23 protein-coding genes are annotated in these 20140 nt (G+C 58.7%); all 23 read right to left on the bottom strand.

Translation table 11 applies throughout. The features are described 5' to 3' along the window. Positions 1 to 6: 6 nt before the first annotated feature. Complete coding sequence (locus B9P63_RS13380) at positions 7 to 417, bottom strand: DUF5333 domain-containing protein (RefSeq protein ID WP_085309654.1); 411 nt, start codon at positions 415 to 417, stop codon at positions 7 to 9. Between the two features lie 118 nt (positions 418 to 535). Beyond that, on the bottom strand, positions 536 to 865 hold the full coding sequence (locus B9P63_RS13375; protein WP_139816261.1) for a hypothetical protein: 330 nt from the start codon (positions 863 to 865) through the stop codon (positions 536 to 538). Next, positions 862 to 2163, bottom strand: coding sequence for an NADH-quinone oxidoreductase subunit NuoF (gene nuoF / locus B9P63_RS13370; RefSeq protein WP_085309650.1), 1302 nt, complete (start codon positions 2161 to 2163; stop codon positions 862 to 864). The genes B9P63_RS13375 and nuoF overlap by 4 nt, the downstream gene beginning before the upstream one ends. Before the next feature lie 7 nt (positions 2164 to 2170). Beyond that, positions 2171 to 2398, bottom strand: a complete 228-nt coding sequence (locus tag B9P63_RS13365; RefSeq protein WP_176219166.1) for a DUF5337 domain-containing protein — start codon at positions 2396 to 2398, stop codon at positions 2171 to 2173. Between the two features lie 12 nt (positions 2399 to 2410). Next, a complete protein-coding gene (locus tag B9P63_RS19250) occupies positions 2411 to 3235 on the bottom strand; it encodes a hypothetical protein (RefSeq protein WP_085309646.1) in 825 nt (274 codons plus the stop codon). A gap of 30 nt (positions 3236 to 3265) precedes the next feature. Further along, positions 3266 to 4408: an NADH-quinone oxidoreductase subunit E gene (locus B9P63_RS13355; protein ID WP_085309644.1), complete on the bottom strand. Its 1143-nt coding sequence runs from the start codon at positions 4406 to 4408 to the stop codon at positions 3266 to 3268. An 18-nt stretch (positions 4409 to 4426) separates the two neighbouring features. Further along, positions 4427 to 4744, bottom strand: coding sequence for a hypothetical protein (locus B9P63_RS13350; RefSeq protein WP_085309642.1), 318 nt, complete (start codon positions 4742 to 4744; stop codon positions 4427 to 4429). Continuing rightward, on the bottom strand, positions 4741 to 5964 hold the full coding sequence (locus tag B9P63_RS13345) for an NADH-quinone oxidoreductase subunit D (protein WP_176219172.1): 1224 nt from the start codon (positions 5962 to 5964) through the stop codon (positions 4741 to 4743). Before B9P63_RS13345 ends, B9P63_RS13350 begins: the two co-directional genes overlap by 4 nt. Beyond that, complete coding sequence (locus B9P63_RS13340) at positions 5964 to 6572, bottom strand: NADH-quinone oxidoreductase subunit C (RefSeq protein WP_085309638.1); 609 nt, start codon at positions 6570 to 6572, stop codon at positions 5964 to 5966. Before B9P63_RS13340 ends, B9P63_RS13345 begins: the two co-directional genes overlap by 1 nt. Before the next feature lie 21 nt (positions 6573 to 6593). Beyond that, positions 6594 to 7127, bottom strand: coding sequence for a NuoB/complex I 20 kDa subunit family protein (locus tag B9P63_RS13335; RefSeq protein ID WP_085309636.1), 534 nt, complete (start codon positions 7125 to 7127; stop codon positions 6594 to 6596). Next, positions 7118 to 7483: an NADH-quinone oxidoreductase subunit A gene (locus tag B9P63_RS13330; protein WP_085309634.1), complete on the bottom strand. Its 366-nt coding sequence runs from the start codon at positions 7481 to 7483 to the stop codon at positions 7118 to 7120. The genes B9P63_RS13335 and B9P63_RS13330 overlap by 10 nt, the downstream gene beginning before the upstream one ends. Before the next feature lie 312 nt (positions 7484 to 7795). After that, positions 7796 to 8581 (bottom strand): crotonase/enoyl-CoA hydratase family protein, encoded by a 786-nt coding sequence (locus B9P63_RS13325; protein ID WP_085309632.1) that lies wholly within the window; start codon positions 8579 to 8581, stop codon positions 7796 to 7798. Then, the gene (locus tag B9P63_RS13320) at positions 8578 to 9441 is read right to left on the bottom strand and encodes a hydroxymethylglutaryl-CoA lyase (protein ID WP_085309630.1); all 864 of its coding nucleotides are present in this window, start codon (positions 9439 to 9441) and stop codon (positions 8578 to 8580) included. Before B9P63_RS13320 ends, B9P63_RS13325 begins: the two co-directional genes overlap by 4 nt. Next, positions 9438 to 10073 carry a glutathione S-transferase family protein gene (locus B9P63_RS13315; RefSeq protein ID WP_245830695.1) on the bottom strand — a complete coding sequence of 212 codons (636 nt, stop codon included), beginning with the start codon at positions 10071 to 10073 and terminating at the stop codon, positions 9438 to 9440. The genes B9P63_RS13320 and B9P63_RS13315 overlap by 4 nt, the downstream gene beginning before the upstream one ends. Positions 10074 to 10111: 38 nt before the next feature. Continuing rightward, positions 10112 to 12058 (bottom strand): acetyl/propionyl/methylcrotonyl-CoA carboxylase subunit alpha, encoded by a 1947-nt coding sequence (locus tag B9P63_RS13310; RefSeq protein ID WP_085309626.1) that lies wholly within the window; start codon positions 12056 to 12058, stop codon positions 10112 to 10114. Between the two features lie 66 nt (positions 12059 to 12124). Next, positions 12125 to 13729, bottom strand: a complete 1605-nt coding sequence (locus B9P63_RS13305; protein ID WP_085309624.1) for a carboxyl transferase domain-containing protein — start codon at positions 13727 to 13729, stop codon at positions 12125 to 12127. Further along, on the bottom strand, positions 13726 to 15267 hold the full coding sequence (locus B9P63_RS13300; RefSeq protein WP_085309622.1) for an AMP-binding protein: 1542 nt from the start codon (positions 15265 to 15267) through the stop codon (positions 13726 to 13728). Before B9P63_RS13300 ends, B9P63_RS13305 begins: the two co-directional genes overlap by 4 nt. A gap of 1 nt (position 15268) precedes the next feature. Then, positions 15269 to 15577 (bottom strand): hypothetical protein, encoded by a 309-nt coding sequence (locus B9P63_RS13295; protein WP_085309620.1) that lies wholly within the window; start codon positions 15575 to 15577, stop codon positions 15269 to 15271. Beyond that, positions 15577 to 16740 (bottom strand): isovaleryl-CoA dehydrogenase, encoded by a 1164-nt coding sequence (locus B9P63_RS13290; protein WP_085309618.1) that lies wholly within the window; start codon positions 16738 to 16740, stop codon positions 15577 to 15579. Before B9P63_RS13290 ends, B9P63_RS13295 begins: the two co-directional genes overlap by 1 nt. A gap of 153 nt (positions 16741 to 16893) precedes the next feature. Then, entirely contained in the window at positions 16894 to 17691 is a 798-nt protein-coding gene (locus B9P63_RS13285) for a glycosyl transferase (protein ID WP_085309615.1), read from the bottom strand. A 75-nt stretch (positions 17692 to 17766) separates the two neighbouring features. Continuing rightward, positions 17767 to 18933: a M20 aminoacylase family protein gene (locus B9P63_RS13280; RefSeq protein WP_085309613.1), complete on the bottom strand. Its 1167-nt coding sequence runs from the start codon at positions 18931 to 18933 to the stop codon at positions 17767 to 17769. Positions 18934 to 18944: 11 nt separating this feature from the next. Continuing rightward, the gene (locus B9P63_RS19245; RefSeq protein ID WP_176219165.1) at positions 18945 to 19088 is read right to left on the bottom strand and encodes a hypothetical protein; all 144 of its coding nucleotides are present in this window, start codon (positions 19086 to 19088) and stop codon (positions 18945 to 18947) included. A gap of 113 nt (positions 19089 to 19201) precedes the next feature. After that, positions 19202 to 20140, bottom strand: a 939-nt coding sequence (locus tag B9P63_RS13275) for an amidohydrolase (protein WP_085309611.1), incomplete at its 5' end; no start/stop codon positions are given.

Below are 20140 nucleotides of genomic sequence, written 5' to 3'. Positions count from 1 at the left end.
CGGGTCTCACTTTGCTCTTAGTAGTACGCCAATTTGGCTACGTTTTGCGATTTCAGCGCGTCCGAGACGGCACATGGAGGCCGAGTCGGACATGGATGCGCCGTTTTGGGCAAGATAGACCTGACCGCGCTTGCGCATCTTGGCCTTCTCTGTGCTGCTCTTGGTGTAGGTATTGATTTGATCGTTGGAATAGCCCTTGGCACGTGCGTCCCGCTTGAGAGAGCTCAGATAGCCCATCGCCGTAAATGTGCGAGCAGAAATGCTGTCGCAGAGCTTGCGTATTTCATCCGCAATGCCAACGGCCAACAGGCCATTGTTGATCTCGGCCTCTTCTTGAAGGCCCGCAGCGGAAACGGGCGCTGCCAAGGCAAGGCTAACGGCAAAAAGGGACGCGATCACTTTAGATTTCATACGCATGGGGTGGCTCCTGTCATGCAAACTGCTCTCGCAATCCGGCCCACTGCCAGATCGCGCCCCAGAAATGGGGCACAAGCGGCTTGATATGCAATAACAGCCCTGTTTTGCTTGGCTTTCGTCATTCTGCGCACCGCCCCTGCACGCTTAGTTGATCATCCGTGATACTAAGCGCAGTGGCTTCGGCATCAGGGCTGAGCACCCAGTCGATATCAGAGCTGCCGTAGTTGCGAACGCAGTGTGTCGTACCCTCGAAACGCGCTGCTTCGCGGGCTGCTTCAAGCCCTTGGGACACAGGCGAAACCGTCGCAGTAAAGCTGCGCTTGTCCTCGCTGTCCGCTTGCAAGCGGCCCGAATAGCGCATGCCATCGAATAGCGTCGCATTCTTGGGGTCTTCACAGCCCGTCAGCATCAGTAAAGCCGCGCCGCATATGATTGCGTTTCGGATCATCGCGCAGCCACCGCGCGCGTCGTGCGGCCCGTTTGCTGCGCTTTAATACGATCTTCAATTTCATCGCGGAAGTTGCGAATGAGGCCCTGAATAGGCCAGGCCGCCGCGTCGCCAAGCGCGCAAATCGTGTGGCCCTCAACCTGCTTGGTCACGTCCCAGAGCATGTCGATTTCCTCGGGATCAGCGTTGCCGTGGACCAAGCGCTCCATCACCCGCATCATCCAGCCCGTACCTTCACGGCACGGCGTGCACTGGCCGCAGGATTCGTGCTTGTAGAATTTGGCAAGGCGCCAGATCGCTTTGATGATATCTGTGTCTTTGTCCATGACGATCACCGCCGCCGTGCCAAGGCCAGAGCCAAGATCGCCGCGCAAATAATCGAAATCCATGATCGCATCGCGCATGTTTTCACCGCGCACGCAGGGCACGGAGGAGCCGCCCGGAATAACCGCTTTCAGGTTGTCCCAGCCGCCTTTGATGCCGCCGCAATGCGTGTCGATCAGCTCCTCGAACGAGATGCTCATCGCCTCTTCCACAACGCAGGGGTTGTTGACGTGACCCGAAATCGCAAACAGTTTGGTGCCAGCATTGTTCGCGCGGCCAAAGCCCGCAAACCATTCAGGGCCGCGGCGCAAAATAGTCGGAACGACCGCAATGCTCTCGACGTTGTTCACTGTTGTCGGGCAGCCATAAAGACCCGCGCCCGCAGGGAATGGCGGTTTCATCCGCGGCATGCCCTTCTTGCCCTCAAGGCTCTCTAACAATGCGGTTTCTTCGCCGCAGATATAGGCCCCTGCTCCGTGGTGCAGGTAGATATCAAAATCCCAACCGGATTTGGCGGCGTTCTTGCCCACGAGACCCGCATCGTAAGCTTCGTCGATCGCAGCCTGAAGCGCCTCTTTTTCACGGATGTATTCCCCGCGAATGTAGATGTAGCAGGCGTTGGCCTGCATCGCAAAGCTGGCAATCAGGCAGCCCTCGATCAGCGTGTGCGGATCGTGGCGCATGATTTCGCGGTCTTTGCAGGTGCCCGGCTCGGACTCATCCGCGTTCACCACAAGGTAGCTGGGGCGTCCGTCGCTTTCTTTGGGCATGAAAGACCATTTCAGGCCGGTCGGGAAACCCGCACCGCCGCGACCACGCAGGCCAGAGGCTTTCATCTGGTCAATAATCCAGTCACGACCCTTTTGAATGATCGCAGCTGTGCCATCCCAATGCCCACGCGCCTGCGCACCGCGCAGCGTGCGTTCGTGCATGCCGTAGAGATTGGTGAAAATGCGGTCCTGATCGCTCAGCATCTTAGGATCATCCTTTCGTGTCCTGGCGCTTGCGCCAGATTTGATATGTCACAACCATCGACCAAACCAGCGCTGCCAGAACAGCGAAGTCGATGAGAAACGTGAACCGTCCGGGCAAGCCCAGCTTTGGTCCGAGCCATTGGGCCAAAATCCAAAACAACATTGATCCGGCGATGACAAGGGCGACCATGCGCCCCTGCCGTGCCAATGCGACTTCATTATCGTCAAGGCCCATTGTCATTCTTCCTTAATAGACCGAGCCCTTGCCGACGCGCTTGGAGAACTCCGTCTCGCCGCCTGCCGCCAAAGTCTTTGCCTGCTCAACCCAATTGTCACGCTTTGCGCGCCCTTTGAAGCCCTCAAGATTGGCGTCGATCCATGCCATCTCGTCCGCGCTCCACGCGGCGATCTGATCAAAGTGGTAAACGCCCATTTTATTGCAAACGCCCTCCAGCTTTGGTCCGATGCCTTTGATCCGTTTGAGATCATCCGCGCCGCCCGCGCGTGCTTTTTTCAAGAGCGCCGGTTTGCTGCCCTCGTCCGCCCCTGCGAGCGTGCCCTCATCTTCAAGATCGACCCGCGCCGCAGCGGGCTTCGCTTTGGCCTTTGCAGGTTTCGCTTTGGTCGATCCAGCCCCGCTGGCCGCTGGCTTTGCTTTTGCCTTGGGAGCGGCCTTAGCCGCCTCCGGCTTTGGCGCGCTGATGGTCGCGGCGGGCGCTGCGCTTGCGGGCACAGCCGCCTCATTGGTAGCTGCGGTAGCGCTTGGCGCTGTCTGCACGCTTGGCTTTACGGGGTCCTTTGCAAGCGCTGGCGTCGGCGCAGCGCTCGCGGCAGGTGCAGCCACGGCGTTCGCTTTAGAACGCGCGCTCTCGCCCATCGCAGGCACGTGCGCACAGAACAGCCAGTTGAACAAAGGTCCAAGCAGACCAAAGCCAAGAGCGCCCAAAATCAGCGCAGCAAAAAAGGATTTACCTGCGATCGTAAGCAGCATGATAAAAATCAACGCGCCCGCAATAGCGGCGCTTACCCAGCACCAGAACTGGCACTTGGGGTCTTTTCCCGGATTAGTCATAATTACACTCCCAGTCTTTTTTACACGGCATTAATATACGCCGCCTTTTTTGACGCGGGATGCAAATTCAGTGTCGCCCCCGCTTGCAAGCACGCGGGCTTGCTCGACCCAGTTGTCACGCGTCGCGCGACCCTTGAATCCTTCGAGGTTTTGATCAACCCAGGCCACTTCTTCTGCGGACCATTTGGACACTTGATCAAAGTGGAAAAAGCCAAGCGAATTCAGCAGGCTTTCCATTTTTGGGCCAACGCCCTTAATCATTTTCAGATCGTCCGCGCCAGATTTGCGCGGCGCCTTCATAATTTTTGGCTTTTTGCCTGCAGCTTGCGGTGCATCCGTTTCTGCTTGCGCAGGTTTGGGGGCAGCTTTTGCAGCGGTTGTCGCCGCAACTTCCAGCTTGGCCGCATTCTTAGGCTCTGCCTTTTTGGCACTTGCAGGCTTTGACGACGCCTTGCCGCCCACAGATTTACCCTGCCAAGGCGCAAGCAGCGGTACTTCAGTGCCATCAATGCGTTTGATCGAATCGCCCAGATCGACGGCGAGCTGCGCGGACGCGTTATATTGCGTCTTGCCGCTGTCATAATCCTTCAAGCTGCTCAGACCCGACAAAGGCTCGCAAGAATAGCGACCGTTCTGAGGGCCCGGTGTCGGCACGTTGCCAGCGGCAAAGTCATCGAGCATCGCGGCGAACCCTTCGGCCGTCAGATCCTCATAGTAATCCTTACCGATCTGGGCCATGGGCGCGTTAGAGCAGGCCCCGAGGCATTCAACCTCTTCCCAGGAAAATCTGCCATCCGCACTAAGCGCATGGGGCTTGTCAGAAATCTTTTCACGGCACACCGCGATCAGGTCTTCCGCGCCACAAATCATGCAAGACAGCGTGCCGCAAATCTGGATATGTGCGACGCTTCCAACAGGCTGGAGTTGGAACATAAAGTAAAACGACGCCACTTCGAGCCCGCGAATATAAGCAAGGCCAAGATATTCGCACACATGTTCAATCGCAGGGCGGGTCAGCCAACCTTCTTGTTCCTGGGCGCGCCATAGCAAAGGGATAATCGCCGAAGCCTGACGGCCCTCGGGATATTTGGTGATCTGCGCATCGGCCCACGCCTGATTGTCAGGGGTGAACGCAAAGCTGTCGGGCTGGTCTTTGGAGAGGCGGCGGAGCATGTCTTGATCTTTCCCGTATTAGCTTTGCTTTGGCGCGTTCGCGGCAGGATCACAGATCCCGACGATGGAGCGTATACCGCCCCCGCTCAACGCCACAGCCTGTCCACGACGCACTTTGATCGCGGCCACTTGTTGTATTTCTTCGCGGCTCATGCCGGTTTGTAATTCCACCGGCAAATAGTCGCTTTCGAACTTCAAATCACACCCGATCGAAGCGACGGCCGCATCGAAGTTGGCGGCGCTGTCCACCACCGCGCCGTCGCCACCACGCGCCGTAGTTTCAACACAGCCCGCAAGCAGCGTGAAAACAGCGAGTGTGAATGCGGCGCGTTTCATCTATCGATTTCCCCGAAAACCACATCCAAGGTTCCGATAATCGCAGCCACATCGGCTAGTTGATGTCCGACCGCAATGTGATCCATCGCTTGCAAATGCAAGAAACCCGGTGCGCGAATTTTGGCGCGGTATGGCTTGTTCGAGCCGTCCGCGACAAGGTAAACACCAAACTCGCCTTTGGGCGCTTCAACCGCACAATAAACTTCGCCCGCAGGCACGTGGAAGCCCTCGGTATAAAGTTTGAAATGGTGGATCAGCGCTTCCATCGAGGTTTTCATATCACCGCGCTTGGGCGGCGAGAGCTTGCCACGCGCCATCACATCGCCCGTGGCCTCGCGCAGTTTCACGATTGCCTGCCGGATGATCGACACCGATTGCGTCATTTCTTCCATCCGGCACAGATAGCGATCATAGCAATCGCCGTTCTTGCCGACGGGAACTTGGAATTCGAACTCGTCATAGCACTCATAGGGCTGCGCGCGGCGCAAATCCCATGCAAGGCCAGAGCCGCGCACCATAACGCCGGAGAAACCGTAGTTCAGAATATCTTCTTCAGTGACCACACCGATATCGGCATTGCGCTGCTTGAAGATGCGGTTCTCGGTCAAAAGCCCGTGCATATCCGCCATGAAATTCGGGAATTCAAGCGCCCACAGATCAATGTCGTCCAGCAGATCGTCAGGCAAATCCTGATGTACGCCGCCCGGGCGAAAGTAGGCCGCGTGCAGGCGCGCACCACAAGCCCGCTCATAGAAAATCATCAATTGCTCGCGCTGCTCGAAGCCCCAAAGCGGCGGCGTCAGCGCACCGACATCAAGCGCCTGCGTCGTCACGTTCAGCAGGTGGCTCAGCACGCGGCCAATCTCGGAGTAAAGAACGCGAATAAGCGAGGCGCGGCGCGGCACTTCAATCTCGCAGAGCTTCTCAATGGCAAGGCACCAGGCATGTTCCTGGTTCATCGGGGCCACATAGTCGAGACGGTCGAAATACGGCAGGTTTTGCAGATACGTCCGGCTCTCCATCAGCTTTTCCGTACCGCGATGCAGCAAGCCAATATGCGGATCGCAACGTTCAACGATCTCGCCGTCAAGCTCTATGACCAGACGCAAAACCCCGTGCGCCGCAGGGTGCTGCGGTCCGAAGTTGATGTTGAAGTTACGGATTTTCTGTTCGCCAGAAAGCGCGTCGATTGCGCCGTCGTCAAATTTGGAGCCGTCCATCATTTCGCTTCCTCCGTCTTTTCATCACCCGGCAGCACATATTTCGCGCCCTCCCAAGGGGACATGAAATCAAACTGGCGGTATTCCTGAATGAGGCTCACAGGCTCGTACACAACACGCTTTTCGACTTCATCGTAGCGCACTTCAGTGTAGCCCGTTGTCGGGAAGTCCTTGCGCAGCGGATGCCCGCGGAAACCATAATCAGTGAGGATCCGGCGCAAATCGGGATGGCCAGAGAACAACAGGCCAAACATGTCATAGACCTCACGCTCGAACCAGTTCGCGCTGGCGTGCACATCAACGATAGATGGCACCATATCTTCTTCGCGCACGTGAAGGCGCAAACGGATACGCTGATTGCGATACATCGACAGGAAATGGTAAATCACGTCGAACCGTTTGATACGCTCGGGGTAATCTACCGCTGTGATATCCACCAGCGACGAGAAACGGCAGTTCGGATCGGTCTTCAGAAACTCGACAAGCCCCGCGATATTCGCAGGCGCGACAGTCACGTTCAATTCACCACGCTCGATCGCCCAGTCCAGAACGCAGTCAGGGCGTTTCAGCTCGATATGGGTGCCAAGTTCTTGCAGCGCTTCGCTCATCAATTTCTCCTTCGCAGCGCCTTAGCGCGCAATCGTTCCGGTGCGGCGCATTTTGCGCTGAAGCTGCATAATACCATATAGTAGTGCCTCTGCTGTCGGGGGACAGCCGGGCACATAAATGTCTACAGGCACGATGCGGTCACAGCCGCGCACGACCGAATAGGAATAGTGGTAATAACCGCCGCCATTGGCGCAGGACCCCATAGAGATCACATAACGCGGCTCTGGCATCTGGTCATAAACCTTGCGCAGAGCAGGGGCCATTTTGTTGGTCAGCGTGCCCGCCACAATCATCAGATCCGACTGGCGCGGCGAGGCGCGCGGCGCGGTGCCGAAACGCTCAAGATCGTAGCGCGGCATAGACGTGTGCATCATTTCCACAGCGCAGCAAGCAAGGCCGAAGGTCATCCAATGCAAGGACCCGGTGCGCGCCCAGTTGATCAGATCATCCGTAGAGGTCAGCAAAAAACCCTTGTCGGCCAGTTCGGCATTAAGCGCCGCCGTGCCATGATCGCGATCACCGCCAGCGGTGTTCGCCCCAACAACTACTCCCATTCCAACGCTCCCTTTTTCCACTCATAGGCAAAGCCTGCGGTAAGCACACCGAGGAAGACCATCATCGACCAGAAGCCGACCATGCTAATGTCCTTGAACGCAACGGCCCAAGGAAACAGGAAAGCGATTTCCAGATCAAAAATGATGAACAGGATCGCCACCAGATAGAAGCGCACATCGAACTTCATGCGCGCATCATCGAATGCGTTGAACCCGCACTCATAGGCCGAGACCTTTTCAGGGTCGGGATTGCGCACCGCGATAACCACGGCGGCGAGGATCAACACCAATCCCAGACCGATAGCCACGGCCAGAAAGATGAGGATGGGGAGGTATTCTCTTGCGATATCTTCCACGAAGAATGGGTCCCTTCGATACTGCGCGCGTGACGAGCGCGCTCAAATGACGTGCTTTGCTTGCATGGTGGTTTACCGAGACCCGCCCAGAGGGTCAACTCACGCGCGTCAACAATTGAGTTTACGCCCATTTGGGCGAACCCCTTATTTACATGGGCTTGGAGGTTAACGCCGAAAATATGCGGCAATTCGTCGGGGCAACCTCGGCTGTCCCGCGTATCTTTTGTGATCACAACACCTGTGCGGGCGGCGATGTTCGCCCGATTCCACGGTTTCAGACAGAATTTATCGTGGTGCGCAGCTCAAGGCTGCTCACTTAGACCAGCTTGGCGCGCGTTTGTCGAAGAACGCGCTTATGCCCTCAAGGGATTCGGGACTGTCCCAGCGCTGCGCCAAGGCCGCGATCGTATGCTGGATCACCGCTTCATCCACAGGCACCGCCAGCGCGCGGATCAATGCCTTGGCATCCGCGACCGCGCCGGGGGCACAGGCCAGATAGGGCGCGACTTCCGCCTCGACCGCCGCATCAAGGTCTGCTTGCGCAACCACTTTGGCCAGCAGCCCCAGCGCGCAAGCCTCGTCCGCATCAAAACGCCGCGCAGACATGAACACACGCCGCGCATGCGCCGCGCCCATGCGCGCGATTACATAAGGACCGATGGTGGCCGGGATCAGGCCCAGCTTGGTTTCGGTCAAGCCCATTAACAACCCCTCAGCCCCGATCGCCACATCGCACACACTGGCAAGGCCGACCCCCCCGCCAAAGGCATTGGCGTGAATTCTCCCGATAAGTGGCTGTGGCAGCGTGTCCAACGCCTGTAGCATATAGGCCAGTTTGCCCGCTTGGTGCGATCGCGTGGCAGGGTCCATGTCCATCTGCGCGTGCATCCAGGCCAGATCGCCGCCCGCGCAAAAACTCTTGCCCTGCGCCGCCAGAATCACGACGCGGATTTCAGTGCTTTCTGCGATCTGCCTTGCCGCGACTGTCAATTCGTCCAGCATTCGCTCGGACATCGCGTTGTGCTTTTCAGCCCGCGCCAGCGTCAGCGTCGCAACGCCGCGCGCGTCGCTTTGCAGCGTGATTGTCTCGAACGTCATATCGCCCCCTCGCCGCGCAAACCGCGTGCCATATTTGCGGCGCGTGCCAGAACGCCCGCGTCCAATCCCGTGTCATAGCCAAGTGCGCTCAGGCGCGCGTGAACCGCTTCCGTGGCCACATTGCCCGAAGCGCCCGGCGCATAGGGACAGCCCCCAAGCCCCCCGATCGCCGCATCGAAAACGCGCACGCCTGCGTCCAGCGACGCCTCGATATTGTCCAAAGCGCGCCCGCTGGTGTCATGGTAGTGCCCCGCCAGAACCGCCAGCGGCACAGCCGCGCGCACGGCGCTTAACATTTTGGCAATCTCTTCAGGATAGGCATGACCCGTCGTATCCCCAAGCGAGAGCTCATAGCAGCCCATCGCGTGCAATTGCTCTGCCACATGCGCCACCGCGCTTGGAGGCGTCGGCCCGTCGAAGGGGCAATTAACGGTGCAGGAAATATAGCCGCGCACAGGTATCCCTGCCACATGCGCCGCCTCTGCCACAGGGCGAAACCGCTCCAGACTTTCTTTAATGCTAGCGTTGATGTTGGCCTTGGAAAACCCCTCGCTCGCAGAGCCAAAGATCGCAACTTCGTCTGCTTTGGCAGCAACCGCCGCCTCAAAGCCTCGCTTATTGGGCGTCAAAGCCGCGTAAGAAATCCCCGTTTGGCGCGCAATGCCCATCAAAACCTCGGCGCTGGTTGCCATTTGCGGCACCCATTTGGGGCTCACGAAACTTGCCACCTCGATGCGCTTGAACCCTGCCCCACTTAACAGATCGACCAAAGCGATCTTGTCCTGCGACGAAATCAGACGCGGCTCGTTCTGCAATCCATCGCGCGGACCGACCTCGAAAATCTCGACCGCTTCGCTCATTTGGGCGCGTCCCACGCAGGATAGAAATCTTGCTGGTAAAGTCCTGCGCCCTCGCCCGGCAGGCTTGCTTGAAACGCCTCGCGTTCGGCCAGGCGCGCAAACCATGTCGCAGTCGAGGGGTGATTGTCCAAAGTGCAAAATTTCTGCCCAAGATAGACCGCCTGCCCAACGCTGATGTCGGCGGCGGAAAACCCGCTGGTCAAAAGCATATCGCGGTTTTCGATCGGAGTACTCAGACGCGCTTCGATCGCATCATAACATTTGGACAGGCGCGCCGCCTCCAGTTTCATTACCGTCGGGCTGCGCATCCAATCCTCCCGCAGCATGATGTGTTGCTGCGTGAGGGCCGCAACATGCTGGCTGATCGTTTCGGCGAAATGCACCCAGACCAGCCAGGCCATGCGGTCAGGATTGCCAGAGTCACGACCAAGGCCGGCTTCGGGAAAACGCTCGCACAAATACTCGGTGATCGCGCCGGTTTCGAACATCCGCTCTCCGTCGATCTCCAGCGCAGGCACCCGCCCCGCTGGCGAGAGCGCAAGGTAGGCGGGATCGCGCAGGCTTTGATCAAAGGAATGCAGCGCAATCTGGAACGGCACCTCCAATTCGTAGAGCAGCCACAGGGATCGCATGGACCGCGTTTGTGGGCAGTGATGTAGGACAATATCGCTCACGTGTCTGTCTCCGTTTCTGGCTCAAGCCGTATCAGCGCTGCGCCAGCCTCGACCTGTGCGCCTGTCGATGCAAGCACTTCCGCGACGACCCCTGCACGCTGCGCAAGCAAGGAATGTTCCATTTTCATAGCCTCTAACACGGCAAGCCGATCCCCTTGCGCTACTTTTTGTCCGCTTTGTGCTAGCATCGCCTTCACCAAACCGGGCATCGGTGCAACGATGACGTCCGTATCGCCCCCCGCCACGCTGCTACGTTCCAGCGGATCGACGATATCGAAACTGACACCCTGCGGGCCGAACAGGTAGACCTTCGATCCGATCCGTTTCGCCGGAATTTGCGGCGCACCGCCGTAAAGCCACGCCGCCCCGCGCCGCATCGCGTGCACGGTGCCAAGCGGTGTTTCGATCCGCGCGGCATGCGCGCCGCTCAAATGCACAGCGCAGTCATAGCGCTCGCCGCCGCTTTGCAACGCAATCATGCGTGCGAGTGGCTGCCAAAGAGTGAAACCCGTCTCCGGCCCATGGCGCTCGTTGATCGCCGCCATCATTGCGCCTTGCGCCAAAGCCTGCGCGCTCAACTCCGCCTTGGCCACAAGCGCATCGTAGTCGCGCGCGATCAACCCCGTGTCCACATCACCTGAAGCAAACCCCCGATGACTGGCAAGCGCATGGAGAAAGCCCAAATTGGTAACTGTTCCAGCCACTTGCGTGTCGCCAAGCGCTTTGCGCAGCCGCGCTAGCGCGACCTCACGCGTGGGTCCGTGGACGGTCAGCTTGGCAATCATCGGATCATAGAACGGGCTGATCTCATCGCCGCTGCGCACACCTGTGTCGGCCCGCGCACCGCTTGCAAACGCCAAATGCGCCAAACGCCCCGTTGCAGGCAGGAAATCCTGCGCTGCATCCTCCGCATAAAGCCGCGCTTCGAATGCGTGGCCGGTCAGTGTCAACTCCTCCTGCGTCTTGGGCAGCGCCTCGCCAGAGGCCACTCGTAGCTGCCATTCCACCAAATCGACCCCTGTCACCGCTTCTGTGACCGGATGTTCGACTTGCAGGCGTGTGTTCATCTCCATGAACCAGAACCCGTCCTCGCGCAGCCCGTCCGAGCCATCGACGATGAACTCGATCGTGCCCGCCCCCGCATAGCCAATCGCCTCCGCCGCGCGCACGGACGCCGCGCCCATCGCCGCGCGCACCGCATCCGTCATGCCCGGAGCAGGTGCTTCCTCGATCACCTTCTGGTGACGCCGCTGAAGCGAGCAATCGCGCTCGAACAGATGCACCGCGCTTGTGCCATCGCCAAACACCTGAACTTCTATATGACGCGGTTTCGTTACGAATTTCTCAACGAGAACATCTGAATTTCCAAAAGCCGCTTTCGCTTCGGAACGCGCACTCTGAAGCGCATCGGCAAATTCGCTGGGCTGCTCAACCAAGCGCATCCCCTTGCCACCGCCGCCAGCAACGGCTTTGATCAGCACAGGATAGCCGATTTTAACCGCCTCGTGCGCGAGCAAATCATCATTCTGATCCTTGCCGTGATAGCCCGGCACCACGGGCACACCTGCCTTTTCCATCAACACCTTAGCGGCGTCTTTTAATCCCATTGCACGGATCGCGGCGCTGCTAGGCCCAATGAAAGTCAACCCGGCCGCTTCCACGGCTTCAACAAAATCAGGGTTCTCGGACAAAAAACCATAGCCCGGATGGATCGCTTGCGCGCCGCTCCCTAACGCCGCTTTTATGATAACATCACCGCGTAAGTAGCTGTTTGCAGGGGAAGAACCGCCAATATAAACGGCATCGTCCGCCATCTGCACATGGCGCGCGACCGCGTCCGCATCAGAGTAAACCGCAACGCAGCGCACCCCCATGGCCTGCGCCGTTTGCATGATCCGGCAGGCGATTTCGCCGCGATTGGCGATCAAGATGGCGTCAAACATTCCGCATTACCTTTTCAATATCAGTAAGTTGTAGGTGATTATTAAAGTTACACATGAATTAACCCCCTACATCCTGAACACGCCGAAACGCGTATCCGCGATAGGTGCATTGAGCGCCGCCGACAGGCTAAGCGACAGTACATCGCGGCTTTTTCGTGGATCAATCACCCCATCATCCCAAAGCCGCGCGGAGGCATAGAGCGGATGGCTCTGCTCCTCGAACATGTCAATTGTCGGCTGCTTGAACGCAGCTTCTTCATCGGCTGACCACTGCCCGCCTTTACGCTCGATCGCGTCGCGCTTGACCGTCGCGAGCACGCCCGCTGCCTGTGCCCCGCCCATAACAGAAATGCGGCTGTTGGGCCAACTCCAGAGGAAACGCGGCTGATAGGCCCGCCCCGCCATTCCATAATTGCCCGCACCGAAAGAGCCGCCAACAAGCATGGTGATCTTGGGCACAGAGGTGGTTGCAACCGCCGTAACCAGCTTGGCCCCATGCCGCGCGATCCCTTCGTTCTCGTATTTGCGGCCCACCATAAATCCGGTGATATTTTGCAAGAACACCAGCGGAATTTTACGCTGCGAGCAAAGTTCAACAAAGTGAGCGCCCTTTTGTGCCGCCTCGGAAAACAGCACACCGTTGTTGGCGATAATGCCGATGGGGCAACCTTTGAGATGCGCAAAACCAGTCACCAAAGTTTCGCCATAGCGCGGCTTGAACTCGTCAAAGCGCGAACCGTCTACCAACCGCGCGATGACTTCGCGAATGTCATAGGGCGTGCGCAAATCGGCGGGAACGACGCCGAACAACTCTGCTGGATCATAGGCGGGCTCTTCGGGGCTTTGCCACTGCACCGTGCTCGGCTTGGCACGGTTCAGATGGCTCACCGCGCGGCGCACGAGCGCGAGCGCATGGGCGTCGTCCTCGGCCAGATAATCAGCGACGCCAGAAAGACGCGTGTGAACATCGCCGCCGCCAAGATCTTCGGCAGTCACCACCTCGCCCGTCGCCGCCTTCACCAAGGGCGGACCGGCAAGAAAAATCGTCCCCTGCTCGCGCACGATGATGGTCACATCGCTCATTGCCGGCACATACGCGCCGCCCGCAGTGCACGACCCCATGACGGCAGCAATCTGCGGAATGCCCTTGGCGCTCATCCGCGCTTGATTGTAAAAAATGCGTCCGAAATGATCGCGGTCGGGGAAAACTTCATCCTGATTGGGCAGGTTCGCCCCACCGCTATCGACAAGGTAAATGCAGGGCAGATTGTTTTCCTCGGCGATCTCCTGCGCGCGCAGGTGTTTCTTGACGGTCATCGGATAGTAAGTGCCGCCTTTCACGGTCGCATCGTTGCAGATCACCATGCACTCATGGCCCTCGACCGTGCCGATGCCCGCGATCACACCTGCGCAAGGGGCCGCGCCGCCGTACATGCCATGCGCCGCCGTTGCGCCGATTTCCAAGAAAGGCGAGCCAGCGTCGAGCAGATTGGCGACGCGTTCGCGCGGCAGCATCTTACCGCGTTTGACATGGCGTTCACGCGAGGCATCGCCGCCGCCATATGCGGCCTCTGCCGCTACCTGAGCGATAAGCGCAAGCGCCTCTTCATGCGCTGCGCTATTGGCCTGAAACTCTGCCGAACTGGGCAGGGCCTTGCTGGATAGCTTCATTTTGCGTCCTCCATTTCGGCGCTTGCGCGCGCTTTCAACTCTTTGCGGATCACCTTGCCTGTGACGGTCATAGGCAGGGCATCCAGAAACTCGATTTCTCTTGGATATGAATAGGATGCGAGGCGTTCCTTTACAAACACCTGAAGATTTGTTGCCAAATCGTTACTTGCTTCAAAACCGCCCTTCAGCACGACATAGGCTTTGACAATTTCGGTGCGCATCAAATCGGGTTTGCCGATCACACCGACAGTCGCGACCGCCTCATGTGCGAGCAGGCAATCTTCAATTTCGGCAGGGCCGATGCGATAACCGGACGAGGTGATCACATCATCCTCGCGCCCGACGAAACGCAGATACCCGGCCTCCCAGATACCGCGATCACCGGTCAGCATCCAATCGCCCTTAAACTTTTCGGCAGTTGCTTCCGGCTTGCGCCAATACTCCAACATCATCGAAGTCGCGCCTTTGCGGATGGCGACGTCCCCCTCATCCTGGGTCGCGCTGCCAGCGTCGTCCAGGACCGCGATATCAAAGCCCGGGACAGGTTTGCCGATCGCGCCCGGACAAGGTTTGAACAAAACCGAAGACGCGCTGGCCACCATGTTGCATTCGGTCTGGCCGTAAAACTCGTTGATCGTCAGCCCGAACGCACGCTTGCCCCAGTCGAGCATTTCCGCGCCCAAAGGTTCTCCACCCGAAGCGACTGAGCGCAGGCCGTCGATTCGCACATCTGCGGCCTTGAGCATGCGCAGGGCCGTTGGCGGGAAAAACACATTGCGAATGGGCGCGCGAGCCAAGACCTCGAGGCAGGCCTCGGGGGTGAATTTGGTCAGCCGCGCCGCGACAACCGGCACGCCAAGCGCAAGGGCGGGTATCAGAACATCAAACAAGCCGCCGATCCAAGCCCAATCAGCGGGAGTCCAAAGGCAATCGCCTGGCTGGCCGAGGAAATCATGGCTTATCTCGACGCCGGGGAGATGACCTGTGAGCATTCTGTGTCCGTGCAGCGCACCCTTGGGGGCACCCGTTGTGCCGGAGGTGTAGATCAGGCAAGCGGGGGTTTCGGGGCCTGTTTCGACGCAGTCCAGCCTCTCCCCTGGAGTGATCGCCAGCTCATCGGGCACCAGCGCTGGGGCGGTCATGGTGCGGGCCGCATTGGCCGCATCGGTAATAATCAAGGCCATGTCCGCGTCAGAGGTGCGCGCATCGAGGGCTTGGGTTTGAAACAGGGTAAACAGCGGCACGGAAATCGCACCGAGCGACCAGATCGCGAGATGCGCGGCGGCAGTCCACGGGTCTTGCGAGCGCAGTACACCAACGCGATCCCCGCGCGTAACGCCGCGCGCGCTCATCGCCCGTGCGAGTGCCGCGCTCTTCGCTTCAAGCTCGCCGTAGGAGATCGCGCCCTGCTCGAGGTCATGGATCGCAATTTGATCGGAAGGATGCGCAAGGCATTGCCCCGCCATGTTCAGCCGCTCCGGCAGCGCCCAGCGGAAATTTCTGCGCATTTGCTCGTATGTGTCAGTCGCGTTCAGCATGTTAGGTTTCCGGCGGCGCGGCAGCAGGTTCACCGCGCTGCACCGTGCCGAGGCGCGTCGCGTGATAGGTTTCCGGCGCGCCGCCCGAAGGCGTGCATGTCACGGTGAGCCAAACCCGGGCTTGAGGCGCGGGCACCGCGCTGCAATCGCTGGGCGATCTACCCTGCCCGCCCGAAAGGTAGCTTTGCGCAGCGCGCTCTATCACATCGGTTTCGGTCAGGTTCGAGTGATACCAGCCCGCGCGCAGCCCGAAAAAAGCGGTGGCCACCGTGAGCGCCGCAATGGGCGTCCAAAGTAGCCAGCGCGGCATTACGCCATCGCTCCCATCAATTCGCGGCCAATCAGCATGCGGCGGATTTCCGAGGTGCCTGCCCCGATCTCCATCAATTTGGCATCGCGAAAGATGCGTGCGACAGGGCTATCGTTTAAGAAGCCTGCCCCGCCCATCGCCTGCACCGCTTGGTGGGCGACGGTCATCGCTTCCTCGGACGCATAGAGCACGCATGCTGCGGCGTCCTGCCGCGTCACTTGACCTTTGTCGCAGGCCTTGGCCACCTCGTAGACATAGGCGCGGGCCGTGTTCATCTTGGTGTACATATCCGCGATCTTGCCTTGCATCAGTTGAAAGTTGCCGATGCTTTGACCGAATTGCTTACGTTCCACCATATAGGGCATGATTTCATCAAGGCAGGCCGCCATGATGCCCGTGCCGATGCCGGAAAGCACAACGCGCTCGTAATCGAGCCCCGACATAAGCACGCGCACGCCTTTACCCTCTTCACCAAGAACGTTTTCAAACGGAACTTCGACGTTCTCGAAGATCAGCTCGGCGGTGTTAGAGCCACGCATGCCGAGTTTGTCGAAATGATTTGACGTAGAGAAACCCGTCATGGATTTCTCGATCAGGAAGGCGGTCATGCCCTTGGAGCCAGCATCGGGATCGGTCTTGGCATAAACCACCAGCGTGTCCGCGTCGGGGCCATTGGTAATCCAGTATTTGTTGCCGTTCAGGCGGTAGTGATCGTTGCGCTTTTCCGCGTGCAGTTTCATCGAAACAACGTCCGAGCCAGCGTTTGGTTCGGACATGGCAAGCGCGCCAACATGCTGGCCAGACACGAGTCCGGGCAAGTATTTCGCCTTCTGCTCGGGCGTGCCGTTGAGACTGATCTGGTTGACGCAGAGATTGGAATGCGCGCCATAGCTGAGGGAGACGGAGGCGGAAGCGCGCGCGATCTCCTCAACCGCGATCACATGAGCCAGATAGCCCATATTCGAGCCGCCGAATTCTTCGTCCACGGTGATGCCGTGCAGGCCAAGTTCGCCCATTTCCACCCAAAGCTCGGGGGGGAACACGTTATCGGCGTCGATCTTGGCCGCCATCGGCTTAACACGCTCTTGCGCCCAGCGATGCACCAACTCGCGCAGGGCGTTGACGTCCTCGCCCAGATCGAAACTCATGGAATGGGTGAACATGGTGGTGGCTCCCGAATTTATTGAACGCTTGTTCAGATAATGCAGAAGGCGAATGATTCCGTCAAGCGGCGCGCATCGTTTGGAACGGCACGTCATATTGCGCAGGTGGGGAGCCTCCGGCGGAAGTTTATTTGGGAAGATGAAGCGGAAGGTTTACGCGTAACTGTCGCCGAGGTCTGCTTGGGCACGCGTGATCCAGTGCTCTTGCAGCCAGGCGCAGGGTTTGGCGTAGCGGATGATCTGGCCTGTATAGCCGGTGAGCGCATCGGACATTTTAGGGCGACCATGGAAGCACACAACACGCGCATCGGCAGGCAGTTTGGAGGGGCGCACATAATTCATTGGAAAGGGGTTGGTATCATATTTAAAGGACACGACCCATTCGGGTGGAATGTATTCAAAACAGTCGTTGTCCATGGCTTTGTGCGAGGTATATCGCTGCTCTGATCCGCGCGCTTTTTCGACCTCCGCGTAGGGGTTCGCCGCGAGGTCGTTATAGAGAAAGGGGTGCAGGGCCGGATCAAAGCGAAAGACCGAGCCATGACCCGTGGGGCGACCTTTGCGTTTTTCGGTCCAGTCGTGGCGCATCGCGATCTTGCCGGGGGCCATTTCGTAGATATCATCAAGATTTCCGGTAATCACCACATCCAGATCGAAGCCAAGCACTGGTCCTTGCAGATCGGGGATCAGGCCAGGTTTGAACAGGGAGACCTTTCGCATCGCGCCTTGGCGGTTAGCCACGGCAAGTGCGTCGTTCATCGGGCCAAGGAAGGGTTCCACGGGCAGGTCCAGCACCTCGATATCGGGATGAAAGCCGTCCGAATTTTCCGTCATGCAGATAAAACGGATCGGCCGCGTCATATTGCGGCGCACGCCCGAATAGAGGCGGTTCACGTATTCAGGGCCGAAAAGCGTGCCCCATTTGATGCAGACGATGGTTGCGGCGTGCATATGCGTGTTCCCGAAAATGAAAAAGGCGTCGAGGGCGCGATACCCCAGACGCCTTTGCTTGGAAAGGGCTGCCGTTTACGCCGCAGGCATCCGCTGCTCGACGATCTCCGCCCACCAGCTTGCGCCAGCAGGGCTTGTCTCGTCGTTGAAGTTGTATTCGGGGTGATGCACGCTAGCGGAATCGCCATTGCCGAGCACGATATAGGCACCCGGGCGTTCTTCAAGCATGAAGGCGAAATCCTCGCCGCCCATGACCAATGGCGCGTCCTGCGTGGGCTTGCCCGAGACGCTCTCGGCGACTTTGGCGGCGAAGGCGGTTTGCTCTTCGGAATTGACCATCACGGGGTAATTACGCTGATAATCGAGCGTGATCGTGCCGCCGAAAGTGGCGGCAACCCCTGCGCATATCTCGCCCATTCGCGCCTCGGCCATGTCGCGCACTGCGGGGCTAAGGGTGCGCACGGTGCCCTTCATAAAGACCTTTTGCGGGATCACGTTATGCGCCTTGGAGGAGGTCTCGAAAGAGGTCACGGAGACGACGAGATTTTCAACAGGATCGAGGTTGCGCGAGGCGATGGTTTGCAAGGACAGCACCAATTGGCTGGCCATCACGGTCGTGTCGACGGTCTCTTGCGGCTTGGCAGCATGGCCTCCCTTCCCCTCCAGCTCGATCTCGAACAGATCGGCGGCGGCAAAGAACGGACCGGAGCGGATCGCGAATTCACCGACCGGCAGTCCGGGCCAGTTGTGCATGCCGTAGACTTCCTGGATGCCAAAGCGCTCCATCATGCCATCATCGCACATTTCCTTGCCGCCGCCGCCACCCTCTTCGGCGGGCTGGAAGATCACCACGACCGTACCGTCGAAATTGCGCGTTTCCGCGAGGTATTTCGCCGCGCCAAGCAGCATGGCCGTGTGGCCGTCATGGCCGCAAGCGTGCATGGCATCAGCGGTTTTGGACGCATATTCAAGGCCCGTCGCTTCATGGATCGGCAGCGCATCCATATCTGCGCGCAGGCCAATGACCTTGCCAGAGGCGTTCTGCTTGCCTTTGATGACGCCAACGACGCCGGTGCGGCCAATGCCCGTGACGATTTCATCGCAGCCGAAATCCTTAAGCTTGTCAGCGACAATCGCAGAGGTGCGGTGAGTTTCGAACAGGATTTCAGGATGCTCGTGCAGATCACGGCGCCATTCGGTGATCTCCGGCAGCATTTCGGCGAGGCGGTTCTTGATGGGCATTTGAGTGGCTCCTATTTTTCAGCAGTATTGTTAGCAATTTGCACGATCAGGCCAATCGCCACTCCAGCAACGATCAACATGATACCTTCATCGATCGCCTCGCCCGTATTGGCAGAGGCCAAATAACGCCGCGCGGCAAATTCGTTTGCTTCCATAGTGTCAGTTCCAAACGCGAAGAAGAAGCCAAGTAAGGTTCTGAGTGCTCCGAAACCGAACAAAAGCTACGCTATTACGGACCCTAACTTAACGAACATTTCATATTTCCCCCCTAAGCAGCAGGCATACGGGCTTCGACCATTCCAGCGAGCCATGAGCAGCCTGCCGGAATAATGTCATCGTTGAACACATATTCGGGATGGTGGACCATCGCACCGTTCTCGCCGTTACCGAGGAAAATATAGGCGCCGGGGCGCGCTTCCAGCATGTAGGAAAAATCCTCGCCGGCCATCATCGGCGCAGTGTCGGGATCGACATTGCCCACCCCCGCGATGGCGCAGGCGACATCGACGGCAAAGTCGGTTTGAGCGTCGTGGTTCACGGTGACAGGATAGCCGCGCTCATAGTTGATCTCGACCGCGCACTCGAAGGCATCGGCGGTTGAACTCACCAGCTTGATAAGACGCGCCTCCACCAGATCGCGCACTTCCGGCGATAAGGTGCGCACGGTGCCGCACAGATTAACCGTCTGCGGAATAACGTTAAACGCCGCGCTGTCGTTGCTCATCATGCAGATCGACAGGACCGCGCTTTGCAGCGGGTCCACATTGCGGCTGGTGATGCTTTGCAGGGCCAGCAGAATATGCGCGGCGGTGATGTTGGGGTCAATCGCGCTGTGCGGCATCGCGCCGTGACCGCCCTTGCCAGTTATTTTGATTTCCACGAGGTCCGTCGCCGCCATAAGGCCACCCTTGCGAATGGCGAAACTGCCCGCAGCACCGCCGGGCATATTGTGAAGCCCGTAGACTTCATCGACGTTATAGCGCTCCATCACGCCCTCATCGACCATGACCTTGCCGCCGCCTCCGCCCTCTTCGGCGGGTTGGAAAAACAACACGGCAGTGCCATCAAAGTTGCGCGTTTCAACCAGATATTTCGCCGCGCCGAGCAGCATGGCTGTATGCCCGTCATGGCCGCAAGCGTGCATCGCCCCCGCATGGGTGGATTTATAATCAACGTCGGCAATTTCATGGATCGGCAGCGCATCCAT

The organism is Planktotalea arctica, from assembly GCF_002105285.1.
Classification (GTDB): Bacteria; Pseudomonadota; Alphaproteobacteria; order Rhodobacterales; family Rhodobacteraceae; genus Planktotalea; species Planktotalea arctica.
Note: the sequence above shows the minus strand (reverse complement) of the source record. Positions and strands in the feature narration are given on the sequence as shown.

Coding starts and splice junctions, on each gene's coding strand:
- B9P63_RS13380 (WP_085309654.1), bottom strand. CDS start 417: ATGCGTATGAAATCTAAAGTGATCGCGTCCCTTTTTGCCGTTAGCCTT.
- B9P63_RS13375 (WP_139816261.1), bottom strand. CDS start 865: ATGATCCGAAACGCAATCATATGCGGCGCGGCTTTACTGATGCTGACG.
- nuoF (WP_085309650.1), bottom strand. CDS start 2,163: ATGCTGAGCGATCAGGACCGCATTTTCACCAATCTCTACGGCATGCAC.
- B9P63_RS13365 (WP_176219166.1), bottom strand. CDS start 2,398: ATGGGCCTTGACGATAATGAAGTCGCATTGGCACGGCAGGGGCGCATG.
- B9P63_RS19250 (WP_085309646.1), bottom strand. CDS start 3,235: ATGACTAATCCGGGAAAAGACCCCAAGTGCCAGTTCTGGTGCTGGGTA.
- B9P63_RS13355 (WP_085309644.1), bottom strand. CDS start 4,408: ATGCTCCGCCGCCTCTCCAAAGACCAGCCCGACAGCTTTGCGTTCACC.
- B9P63_RS13350 (WP_085309642.1), bottom strand. CDS start 4,744: ATGAAACGCGCCGCATTCACACTCGCTGTTTTCACGCTGCTTGCGGGC.
- B9P63_RS13345 (WP_176219172.1), bottom strand. CDS start 5,964: ATGGACGGCTCCAAATTTGACGACGGCGCAATCGACGCGCTTTCTGGC.
- B9P63_RS13340 (WP_085309638.1), bottom strand. CDS start 6,572: ATGAGCGAAGCGCTGCAAGAACTTGGCACCCATATCGAGCTGAAACGC.
- B9P63_RS13335 (WP_085309636.1), bottom strand. CDS start 7,127: ATGGGAGTAGTTGTTGGGGCGAACACCGCTGGCGGTGATCGCGATCAT.
- B9P63_RS13325 (WP_085309632.1), bottom strand. CDS start 8,581: ATGACGTTCGAGACAATCACGCTGCAAAGCGACGCGCGCGGCGTTGCG.
- B9P63_RS13320 (WP_085309630.1), bottom strand. CDS start 9,441: ATGAGCGAAGCGGTCGAGATTTTCGAGGTCGGTCCGCGCGATGGATTG.
- B9P63_RS13315 (WP_245830695.1), bottom strand. CDS start 10,073: ATGCGATCCCTGTGGCTGCTCTACGAATTGGAGGTGCCGTTCCAGATT.
- B9P63_RS13310 (WP_085309626.1), bottom strand. CDS start 12,058: ATGTTTGACGCCATCTTGATCGCCAATCGCGGCGAAATCGCCTGCCGG.
- B9P63_RS13305 (WP_085309624.1), bottom strand. CDS start 13,729: ATGAAGCTATCCAGCAAGGCCCTGCCCAGTTCGGCAGAGTTTCAGGCC.
- B9P63_RS13300 (WP_085309622.1), bottom strand. CDS start 15,267: ATGCTGAACGCGACTGACACATACGAGCAAATGCGCAGAAATTTCCGC.
- B9P63_RS13295 (WP_085309620.1), bottom strand. CDS start 15,577: ATGCCGCGCTGGCTACTTTGGACGCCCATTGCGGCGCTCACGGTGGCC.
- B9P63_RS13290 (WP_085309618.1), bottom strand. CDS start 16,740: ATGTTCACCCATTCCATGAGTTTCGATCTGGGCGAGGACGTCAACGCC.
- B9P63_RS13285 (WP_085309615.1), bottom strand. CDS start 17,691: ATGCACGCCGCAACCATCGTCTGCATCAAATGGGGCACGCTTTTCGGC.
- B9P63_RS13280 (WP_085309613.1), bottom strand. CDS start 18,933: ATGCCCATCAAGAACCGCCTCGCCGAAATGCTGCCGGAGATCACCGAA.
- B9P63_RS19245 (WP_176219165.1), bottom strand. CDS start 19,088: ATGGAAGCAAACGAATTTGCCGCGCGGCGTTATTTGGCCTCTGCCAAT.